We start from the raw sequence: 9,341 nt of genomic DNA on the forward strand, positions 1-9,341 counted from the left end.
TCTTTCTGCAACGTGGCTCCCGGGCGGCATCCGGCCGTCAAATGCCTGATCAGCGGCCCGCTCACCCGACCTCGGCGGACCTCGCAGCGACCGGTCCCAGCACCCTGGTCAAGAAGCCGATCTGGTCTCTCGAGGCCTGCTCGAACCACGGGTGGCCCGGCCACACGTCGAAGTGGTCGCACGGGTAGTGATGCACCTGCGCCCGACCGTGCACGGCGGTGCGCGCGACCGAGGCAGCGGGCACGAAGCGGTCGAAGTCGGCGATCTGGATCAGCAGCTCGGACCGCAGCCGCTTGGCTGCGGCCTTGGTCCTGATCTTGGCCAGCTCGAATCCGACGGCGGAATCCACCTCGTTGCGCCAGGACGGTCCGGCGATCGACAGGTAGTTCTCGTACGCCCCGTCCAGGGACAGCGCACCATGCTCGCCCGGGCGCGACGTCAGTTTCATCAACACCGGTGGCCGTCCGCGCGCCACGGCCCAACGGCTGCGGGCACCATCGACGGTCGCCCGCAGGGCCGTTGTGAGGGTGTATTGCTTGAGCACCGCACGGCTGGTGGCCAGCGGATCGGTCAGCGGCGTCATCGCGATCACGGCGGCGATGTCGTCGCGACCGGCAGCGACCCGCAGCACCTGCCCGCCTGACATCGATACCCCCCACAGCACCACCTTTTCAGGGTTCACGTCGGGCAGCGTCTTGGCGAACTCGACGGCCGCTGCGTAGTCCTGCTCCTGCCGTTCGATCGAAATAGACTGCCGCGGCTGCCCTTCGGATCCGCCGAAGCCCCGGTAGTCGAAGGCCAGCACGCCGAAGCCGGCGCCGCTGAGCTTTTCCGCAAAGGGTTGCAGACCCGAGTCCTTGGTTCCGCCGAACCCGTGTGCCATCACCACCACCGGGCGCCCGGCGGCGGCATCGCCGGTGAAATGCCATGCGCTGCAGGCTGATCCGTGTGACTGGAAGGCCAGTTCCCGATAGCTCATGTCGTGCTCCTCAGTGGTCGGTTTTCGCAACGATTCCGTAGACGGCGCCCAGCCAGATCGCGGCTGCGCCGTCCAGCAGTTCGGTCCGGGACAGCGGGCAACCCAGGGTCATCCGTTCCAGCAGTCTGTCGTTGACCTCGAGCAGCACGGTCGCCAACACCGTCGCATCGATCCCGTCCGGTGCGGTACCGGCCGCGCGTTCACTGCCGATCATGCCGGCCACCGACGCCACGAACGACGCACGGGCTTGGTCCCACATCTCCCGTCCCGCGGCGCTGCGACCCCGGGCCTGCAGCGCCGCTTTGAACATGAACCGATGGCGTTCCCAGGTGTCGAACAACCCCTCGAGCATGCCGCGCACCCGGTCCTGCGGGGAGCGGTCGCTGCTGGTGAAGATGTCGTTGACGAACATGGTGTCGTCGACCATGCGCTCCATCAACGCGGCGACGGCTATGGCCTTGTTCTCGAAGTAGAAATAGAAGGCCGACCGGGTGACGCCCGCACGCGCCGCCACCTCGGCGATGTTCACATCGTCGAAATCACGTTGCTGCAAAGTGATTTCGAGCGCGTCCAGGATGGCCTCGCGCCGCTGATCGCCGCGCTGCACGGCCCGGCGGTCGGTGCGTGCCCTGGTCACAGCGCAGCGCCGACAGCCCGCTTGAGTCCGGCCGGGATCTCGCGGGCCCGCAGATCGTGTTCGTAGTAGAAGTAATCCACTTGTTGGGTGTGGCGGGGACGGTCGACGCAGTGACCGGTGTACAGCCGCTGATCGGCGTCGATCACCCGTTCCATCTCGGCCACCGACGGCAGAGCGTAGCGTCCGACGGCGTAGGCGGCCAGCAGCCGCGACTGGCATTCGACGAACGGGAACAGCGTCGGAATCGCTTGAGCGAAGCCGATGAAGACCAGGTTCGGCACGCCCGGCTTGAACATCCGCTTGTAGAGCCGGATGTCGTTGCCCGGCGCACTGATGAAGTCGGCGTCGAAGAACGGGAAGGTGATGTTGTAACCCGTCGCGTAGACGATCACGTCGAAGGCCCCGCTGGTGCCATCGTCGAAATGCACTGTGTCACCGTCGAGTCGAGCCACATTGGGTTTGGGTGTGATGTCGCCGGAGCCGAGCCGCAGCGGCAGTTCCACCGACTGGGTGGGGTGCGCCTCGAACAGTTTGTGGTTCGCCGGCGGAAGTCCGTAGAGGGTCGGATCGATGCCCAGCATCGGGGCCATCAGCTGCGCCATCTTGCGCTGCCAGGACAACGGCAGGTAGGGCGTGGTCCGGAAGAACTTGTCACCGGGTTGGCCGGCGAGGTACTTGGGCACGATCCACGCGCTGGATCGCGTCGACAAGGTCACCGTGTTTTGCAGTGTCCGCGAGGACAACTCGACGGCGATGTCGGCGGCGCTGTTTCCGATGCCCACTACCAGGATGCGTTTGCCGGTCAACTCCAGCGGCGTATGCGGGTCGATGTAATGGTGCGAGTGGATCGTCTCGCCGCTGAAAGTTCCCGGGAAATCCGCCGTTCGCGGATCCCAGTGGTGTCCGTTGCCGACGACGAGCAGGTCGAACTCACGGGTCGCGCCGGATTGATCGCGGATCTCCCACCCGTCCCCGACCGGACGGGCGTGTTCGACACCGTTGTTGAACTCGATGTGCTCGAGCAGCCCGAACGTCTGCGCATAGGAGTCCAGATAGGTCTTGATGTCGGAGTGGTGCGGAAAGGCCGGGAAATTCTCCGGCACCGGAAAGTCCTTGAACGACAACCGGTGTTTGGAGGTATCGATGTGCAGCGACCGGTAGGCGCTGCTGTGGCCGTTGGGGTTGCCGAACGCCCAGTTGCCGCCGATCCGGTCCGACAACTCGAAGGTCGTGTAGGGCACCCCGTAGTCCTTGAGCATCTTGCCGGCTGTCAGGCCGCTGATGCCGGCGCCGATGACCGCGGTGCGGGGACGGGTCGTCATCCCGGGAGGTTAACACCGGTTTTTGACGTGAGTCAATGAATTCTGACAACTGTCAATACGGTGTCACCCGGCGCGAACCGCGGTGATACTGTTGCTCCAACAGTACAGCGCACGGCGGATGTGCAGTACGCTTTTGAGGTGCCCTGCCACGTCGACGACCTCAGCCCGGTTGCCGACGTCAGCGACCCGCGCTACCGATGGCGTTCGTCGCCACAGAGTCAACATCGAGGTTGCCAATGATCAAGGTAATGCAGGGCTTTAGGGTCCTGGAGGTCGCGCAGTTCACGTTCGTCCCCGCCGCGGGAGCCATCCTCGCGGACTGGGGCGCCGACGTCATCAAGGTCGAACATCCGCTCCGCGGTGACACCCAACGCGGCTTCGTCAACATGGGCGGCATCCAGGTCGACCCGGAGCGGCACCCGTTGATGGAGCACCCGAATCGGGGCAAGCGCAGCGTCGGGATCGACGTGTCCACGCCGGGCGGCCAGGAGGTGATATACGAACTGGCCAAGGCATCGGACGTGTTCCTCACCAACTACATGCCCCGGGTGCGGCAGAAGAACAAGTTCGACGTGGAACACATCCGCGCGGTGAATCCGAACATCGTCTACGCGCGCGGCACGGCATACGGCGACAAGGGCGCTGAACGTGACGTCGGCGGATTTGACGGAACGGTGTTCTGGACACGCAGCGGCGTGGGTCACGCATTGACACCGGCCGAGCTGGGCGCTCCACTGTCGCAAGGGATTCCGGCCTTCGGCGACTCCATCGGTGGCATGTTCATCGCCGGCGGCATCTCCGCCGCCCTACTGCATCGCGAACGCACCGGCGAGGCCCTGGAACTGGATGTGTCGTTGCTGAGCACCGCCTGGTGGGCGGCGGGCGCCAGCGTGACCCAGGGCATGGAAGCCGGCGAGGTGATGCGCACGCCGATGCCGGGGACCGAAGCGCTGCTGGTGAATCCGTTCATGGGCAACTACCAGACTTCCGACGGCGGCACCATCAACCTCTGCATCATCAGTCCGACCGGTTTGATCGAGGACACCTTCACCCACCTCGGTATCCCGGACGCCGCCCAGGATCCGCGCTTCGCCGAGGTGCTGCCGCTGATCCAGAATGCCAATGCGGCAGCGGAATTGATCGCCGAAGCGTTCGCCGCCAAACCTTTCGACTACTGGCGGCAACACCTGAAGACGATGAAGGGTCAGTGGGCGCCCTTCCAGAGCCTCATCGATCTGGCCGAGGACGAGCAGGCCCTGGCCAACGACATGATCGCCGAAGTCGAACTCGCCAGCGGCGGCGCGCCTTTCCGAGTCGTCCGCGGACCGGTGCAGTTCAACCACGAACCGCTGGTCACCACCCGAGCCCCGCAGGCCGCCGAGCACACCGAGCTTGTGCTGATGGAACTCGGCATGGACTGGGACTGCATCGCCGAACTTAAGGACGCAGGCGCCATCGCCTGAGTACTGCCGCGTCCGGAGGCGCTACCGCGACACGCGTCCCCGGGTGATCAGCTTGCCGATGGCCAGCAGGATCACCGCGCCCAGCAGGCAGGTACCGAACGAGAACAGCAGTCCGCCGCCCTGCACGTCGACTCCGAATCCGCGCAGCAGGAAGCCGCCCAGCAGTCCCCCGACGATCCCGACCACGATGTTGAGGACCACCCCCATCTGGGCGTCGGTGCCCATGATCTTGCTGCCGATCCACCCGGCCAAGCCGCCGATGATGATCCAGCCGATGATGCCCAAAGTAAGCATTTCCATCCCTTCCGTTACCGGCCCGGGTCGCGCCGCACCCGATGTGAGGGGTATGCCCGCTTCTCGGGCCGATAATCGCAGTCTGCGTTCGGCTCATGCGTCGACGAGGCCGAGCCGGCGGTAGGCGGCCTGCATCTGGACCTTGGCCTCGGGCGGCAATTCCACCTGTGGCGGACGCGAATGCGGATACGCACCGATTGGCAGGCCCAGCAGGCCGGCGGCGTATTTGAATCCGCCGCCCCAGTGGGTGAAGTAGTCGGGTCGTCCCGGGTAGCAGGTGAACCACGACGCCATATCGAGTTCGAATTGGTCCAGGCCGGATTCTCGCGCATAGTCCATGGCCGCCACGAGTCGGCCGCTCTGGATCAGATCCCAGTACTCGGAAAAGATTCGCCGCGACGGAGTTTCGTACAGATAGCCCGCGGTGCCCAGCTGCGCCGGGCAGACGATCCCGTCGCGTAGCCAGCCCGCGCGGTATACCGTCTTGTCGCATTCCCACAACACCAGTTGGGGGGCCAGTTCGTGCAGCCGCCGACTGGCCGCCGGCCGGAACGCGCCCTCCTTGGTGGCGCAGACCGCCGGTATCTCGTCGAAAATCCGCGCGCCTTCGGCCGGGGTCAGCACATAGCCCGACGACGGCGAGTTGAACATGCCCAGCGCGATGTCGGTCCGCGCGGCGATGTACTTGAAGTATCGAAGCACCCCGGCGCCGCCGTGCACTTCCATCATCGGCGTTTGCAGATAGGCGATGTCGGCGCCCGCCTGCTGTGCGTGCAGAGTCAGCTCCAGACTGTCCTTGGCGGTGATCGCCGCCGTGCACGCCTGGACGACGACGTCCGGGTTGATGCTGCGAGCCTCCTCGATGGCCACCTCGAGCAAACGCTTGCGCTCGTCGATGGTCAGTGCCCAGAACTCGGCGATCCCACTGGTACACCACAACATCGGGTGCCCGAGGTCACCGACGCAGTACCGCACCAACGTGCGGTAGGCATCCCAGTCGATGTCGTCGCCGTCGGTGCCGCAGAACGGCGTGTACAGCGAGTTGCCGATCCCGCGCAGAGCTTCGCGCGCCCACGCGCGCGCTTCAGCAGCCGTCGCCACCGCGCACTCCTCTGGTCCGAACCCTCGTGGCCGGCCTTGGTTCCCGTGCCGAGCGCAACCTCAGAACGGCTTCCGGAAACGTGTTACCACAATGCCTACGATAGGGATTACAGTAGCAGACGAACAGAGGCAGGAATCGAGCATTACCGATGGTCACCGGTAAGGTTGTCGGTCGCAGGTCAGAGCTGATCTGCCGGTAGGTCAGGCAGCACAGATCGTCAGAGAGGTGCCGGTAGTGGCAAAGCAGGCAACCGCTGAAAAGCGGCAGCGGCGCGAACGCGGTTCCATCAATCCCGACGACATCATCAGCGGCGCGTTCGAACTCGCCGAGCAGGTGTCGATCGACAATCTGAGCATGCCGTTGCTCGGCAAACACCTCGGTGTCGGGGTTACCAGCATTTACTGGTATTTCCGCAAGAAGGACGATCTGCTCAACGCGATGACCGATCGCGCCCTAGGCAAGTACGTGTTCTCCACGCCGTACGTGGAAGCCAGTGACTGGCGGGAGACCCTGCGCAATCACGCCCGCTCGATGCGTAAGACCTTCATGGGCAACCCGATTCTGTGCGACCTGATCCTGATCCGCGCGGCGCTGAGTCCGAAGGCGGCCCGCATGGGGGCGCAAGAGATGGAGCGCGCCATCTCCAATCTGGTGGAAGCGGGTTTGTCAGCCGAGGACGCCTTCGACACCTACTCCGCCGTCTCGCTGCACGTGCGCGGATCGGTGGTGCTGCAACGGCTTTTCGAGAAGAACCAGTCCGCCGAGAGCGGGTCCCGCTCCATCGAGGACGCGGTGGGCATCGACCCGCAGACCACCCCGTTGATCGCACAGGTCACCGGCAAGGGTCACCGGATCGGGGCACCGGACGAGACCAATTTCGAATACGGCCTGGACTGCATTCTCGACCATGCCGGCCGGCTGATCGAGGAGGGCCGCAAGGCGCCCCGGCCCCGCAAGGCGGCCAAGTCGACCGCACGTCGGGCCAGGCCCACTTCGGGTTAGGCGCCACCGGGGTCGGGCACGTGAAAGTGCTCGTCGCGCAACCGGAATGCCTCTTTCGTGCCGTGCTCTGCGCGGGTCTTGACGAAGTTGAACTCGCCGGGGCCGAACTGCAGATTGGTGCCGTAGGCGTGGAACAGATAGCTCGCGACTTCCTCGCCGTTGTAGGCCTGGGTCTGCTCGACCAACCGAAACGCCTCCTTGGCGATCACCACTCCGTCGGCGGGCATCTTCGCGACCTTCTCCGCCCAGTAGCGTGCCCGCGCGGTAACCGACTCCGAATCGCAGGTGTCGGTGAAGATTCCGAGGTGCTCCAGCTGTCCCGCGTCGATGATGTCCCCGGTCAGCAGCAACCGTCGGGCGAGCACCGGGCCGAGCCGGTGGAAGAACATATGCAGGCTGCCCAGCGCGGGTCCGAGGAACCGCGTCGCCGGCATCCCGATCTTCGTGTCGCGGGCGATCACCGAGATGTCGGTCATCAAGGCCATCTCGAACCCGCCACCGAGGGCGTAGCCGGCGATCTCACCCACCGTTACCTTCGGAAAGCCCATCAGGTTGTGGTAGAAGCCGAATGACTTGCGGTCCACCGTGAGTCGCCGGCGCTGACTCGGACGGCGCTGCTTGCCCTGCGGGGCTGACCCGCCGGATTCGCCGTACCAGCCGTAGGCGTTGTTCATGTCGGCGCCGGTACTGAACACCCCACCCGCCCCCCGCAACAGGACCACCGTGATGTCGTCGTCGTCGGCGACCTGATCCAGGCAGCGGGACACCGCGTTTCGCATGGCGGCGTCATAGGAGTTGCGTTGCGTGGGATTGTTCAGCGTGATCGTGGCGATCCGCCGGTCGGGATCGAGCTCGAAAAGTACCCGATCATCGGTTGTGCCCGTATCGGTCATGCGCCGGCCTCCGTTCTGCGCCTGCCGAATCGGGTAGTGGAGAGCTCGTCCGGTCGAGAGGCCAACGTGTTCACCTCACCGATGCAGAGCACCTCTCCGTCGAGCAGCAGGCGCGCCGTCGACGTGATCCCGCGCTCCGCTGCCGCGCGCTCGATTTCGAAGTCCAGCTCGACCTGCAGCGGCGTCGGACGGCGGAACGTCACACCCAGCGAACGGGTCTTGCCGGACAGATCGGTGCAGCAATTATGATGCTGAATAACACAATCGAAGAACACACCGAGGAACCCGCCGTGCACCAGACCGGGCGGTCCCTCGTACAGCAGCGGAAAAGTGACCCTACCCGCGGCGGCGTCGGACTCCAGTAACTCGAAGCGGTACTCGGGAAAACAGGGATTGTAGGCACCGATGTCGGTCGCATGGTTCAGATAGACGCGCCTGGGATCGTTCTCGGCGTCACCGATCCGCGGCGCGCTGTCGGTGGGCGCGGCGGCAGCGAGCTCGGTTTCCCATGCGGCGAACTTCGTCAGCATCTCGTCCACCGTCGGGTGGGGGCTCTCCAGTGACAGCAGCAACGAGCTGAGCCGGCGCATGGCACCGGCGGCGGCGATTGTCTGGGCGAGCGGCGCCTCGCCGAAGCGGGCGCTACCGGTACCTGCAGCAGGGCTGGTGTCCTCAGCCATGTCGCCCCTCTGGTTGCCGATTCCACCGGCCCCGTTTCCGCCGGTAGGGTTTGTTGCTAACTTATACACGGTAGCAATCGTATTGCATACTGTATGGGTAACCGTATGGATGGGAAGGGTCGGATTCCAGCGTGAGCCACGATGCCGAGACGGCCGATGCCCAGGGCTCGGTGGCAGTCACCCGCACCGGTGCGGTACTGCAACTCACCCTGGATCGACCGGCTCGGCGTAATTCGTTGACACCGTTGATGATCGAAACTCTGGTCGACACGCTGACCGACGCCGCCGCCGATGATTCGTTGCGCGCAATCCACCTCCGCGGCGCCGGTGCCGACTTCTGCGCCGGAGCCGACTGGGTCGCCACCAACCGGGGCGGCGGGCAACGCCCCAGGACCGGAAACCTGGTACGACGGGTGCCGCACGCCACCCACCGGGTGATCGAACTGCTGCACACCATCCAGTTGCCGGTGGTCTGCAGTGTGCGCGGTTGGGCGGTGGGAATGGGCGCCAATCTGGCGCTGGCCGCCGACTTCACCGTCGCCGCGACCGACGCCACGTTCTGGGAACCGTTCGTGGACCGCGGGTTCAGCCCCGATTCAGGGGCCAGCTGGCTGCTGCCCCGTCTGGTGGGCCTGGCGCGGGCCCGGCGGATGTTGCTGCTCGGCGAGAAGGTCAGTGGCGCCGACGCCGCCGACTGGGGACTGATCCACCAGGCGGTGAACCTGCCCGATCTCGACGACACCGCCGAACGACTGTCGGCCCGGCTGGCGGCCGGCCCGACGGTGGCACTGGGTCTGGCCAAACAGGCATTGCACCACGGTCAGCAGGCGTCCCTGCCCGAGTCCATGACGCAGGAGCTCTACAATCTGGAACTCGCCTGCCGCACAGCGGATTTCAAAGAGGGTCTGCAGGCATTCCGGGACCGGCGCACACCGGGCTTCGACGGCCGCTGACCACCACCACGAAGGG

The 9,341-nt window shown here is 65.4% G+C and carries 10 protein-coding genes; 3 read left to right on the top strand and 7 right to left on the bottom strand.

All coding sequences use genetic code 11. From position 1 onward, the window contains the following. Positions 1 to 61: 61 nt before the first annotated feature. Genes AC5Y3Z_RS16440 through AC5Y3Z_RS16450 form a run of 3 tightly spaced genes read right to left on the bottom strand, consistent with a single transcriptional unit; the run spans position 62 to position 2,938 of the window. A complete protein-coding gene (locus AC5Y3Z_RS16440; protein ID WP_463826557.1) occupies positions 62 to 979 on the bottom strand; it encodes an alpha/beta hydrolase in 918 nt (305 codons plus the stop codon). Between the two features lie 10 nt (positions 980 to 989). Continuing rightward, positions 990 to 1,616, bottom strand: a complete 627-nt coding sequence (locus tag AC5Y3Z_RS16445) for a TetR/AcrR family transcriptional regulator (protein ID WP_463826558.1) — start codon at positions 1,614 to 1,616, stop codon at positions 990 to 992. Then, entirely contained in the window at positions 1,613 to 2,938 is a 1,326-nt protein-coding gene (locus tag AC5Y3Z_RS16450; RefSeq protein ID WP_473139694.1) for a flavin-containing monooxygenase, read from the bottom strand. Before AC5Y3Z_RS16450 ends, AC5Y3Z_RS16445 begins: the two co-directional genes overlap by 4 nt. A 248-nt stretch (positions 2,939 to 3,186) precedes the next feature. Between AC5Y3Z_RS16450 and AC5Y3Z_RS16455 the strand changes: the two genes are divergently transcribed. Beyond that, entirely contained in the window at positions 3,187 to 4,401 is a 1,215-nt protein-coding gene (locus AC5Y3Z_RS16455; protein WP_463826560.1) for a CaiB/BaiF CoA transferase family protein, read from the top strand. A 21-nt stretch (positions 4,402 to 4,422) separates the two neighbouring features. Here the strand turns inward: AC5Y3Z_RS16455 and AC5Y3Z_RS16460 are convergent, their stop codons facing one another. Both AC5Y3Z_RS16460 and AC5Y3Z_RS16465 read right to left on the bottom strand, forming a co-directional pair. Further along, positions 4,423 to 4,695 (bottom strand): GlsB/YeaQ/YmgE family stress response membrane protein, encoded by a 273-nt coding sequence (locus AC5Y3Z_RS16460; RefSeq protein WP_463826561.1) that lies wholly within the window; start codon positions 4,693 to 4,695, stop codon positions 4,423 to 4,425. Positions 4,696 to 4,788: 93 nt separating this feature from the next. Continuing rightward, positions 4,789 to 5,796: a dihydrodipicolinate synthase family protein gene (locus AC5Y3Z_RS16465; protein WP_463826562.1), complete on the bottom strand. Its 1,008-nt coding sequence runs from the start codon at positions 5,794 to 5,796 to the stop codon at positions 4,789 to 4,791. A gap of 235 nt (positions 5,797 to 6,031) precedes the next feature. On the opposite strand from AC5Y3Z_RS16465, the gene AC5Y3Z_RS16470 reads away from it, so the two are divergent. Further along, positions 6,032 to 6,799: a TetR/AcrR family transcriptional regulator gene (locus AC5Y3Z_RS16470; RefSeq protein WP_463826563.1), complete on the top strand. Its 768-nt coding sequence runs from the start codon at positions 6,032 to 6,034 to the stop codon at positions 6,797 to 6,799. On the opposite strand, the gene AC5Y3Z_RS16475 is transcribed toward AC5Y3Z_RS16470, so the two are convergent. Both AC5Y3Z_RS16475 and AC5Y3Z_RS16480 read right to left on the bottom strand, forming a co-directional pair. Then, positions 6,796 to 7,692: an enoyl-CoA hydratase/isomerase family protein gene (locus AC5Y3Z_RS16475; RefSeq protein WP_463826564.1), complete on the bottom strand. Its 897-nt coding sequence runs from the start codon at positions 7,690 to 7,692 to the stop codon at positions 6,796 to 6,798. The genes AC5Y3Z_RS16470 and AC5Y3Z_RS16475 overlap by 4 nt on opposite strands. Then, positions 7,689 to 8,372: a hypothetical protein gene (locus tag AC5Y3Z_RS16480; protein WP_463826565.1), complete on the bottom strand. Its 684-nt coding sequence runs from the start codon at positions 8,370 to 8,372 to the stop codon at positions 7,689 to 7,691. The genes AC5Y3Z_RS16475 and AC5Y3Z_RS16480 overlap by 4 nt, the downstream gene beginning before the upstream one ends. Before the next feature lie 131 nt (positions 8,373 to 8,503). Here AC5Y3Z_RS16480 and AC5Y3Z_RS16485 point away from each other — a divergent pair, with 131 nt between their 5' ends. After that, positions 8,504 to 9,325 carry an enoyl-CoA hydratase/isomerase family protein gene (locus tag AC5Y3Z_RS16485; protein ID WP_463826566.1) on the top strand — a complete coding sequence of 274 codons (822 nt, stop codon included), beginning with the start codon at positions 8,504 to 8,506 and terminating at the stop codon, positions 9,323 to 9,325. Positions 9,326 to 9,341 lie beyond the last annotated feature (16 nt).

The organism is Mycobacterium sp. NGS61, from assembly GCF_059812325.1.

Coding starts and splice junctions, on each gene's coding strand:
- AC5Y3Z_RS16440 (WP_463826557.1), bottom strand. CDS start 979: ATGAGCTATCGGGAACTGGCCTTCCAGTCACACGGATCAGCCTGCAGC.
- AC5Y3Z_RS16450 (WP_473139694.1), bottom strand. CDS start 2,938: ATGACGACCCGTCCCCGCACCGCGGTCATCGGCGCCGGCATCAGCGGC.
- AC5Y3Z_RS16455 (WP_463826560.1), top strand. CDS start 3,187: ATGCAGGGCTTTAGGGTCCTGGAGGTCGCGCAGTTCACGTTCGTCCCC.
- AC5Y3Z_RS16460 (WP_463826561.1), bottom strand. CDS start 4,695: ATGCTTACTTTGGGCATCATCGGCTGGATCATCATCGGCGGCTTGGCC.
- AC5Y3Z_RS16475 (WP_463826564.1), bottom strand. CDS start 7,692: ATGACCGATACGGGCACAACCGATGATCGGGTACTTTTCGAGCTCGAT.
- AC5Y3Z_RS16480 (WP_463826565.1), bottom strand. CDS start 8,372: ATGGCTGAGGACACCAGCCCTGCTGCAGGTACCGGTAGCGCCCGCTTC.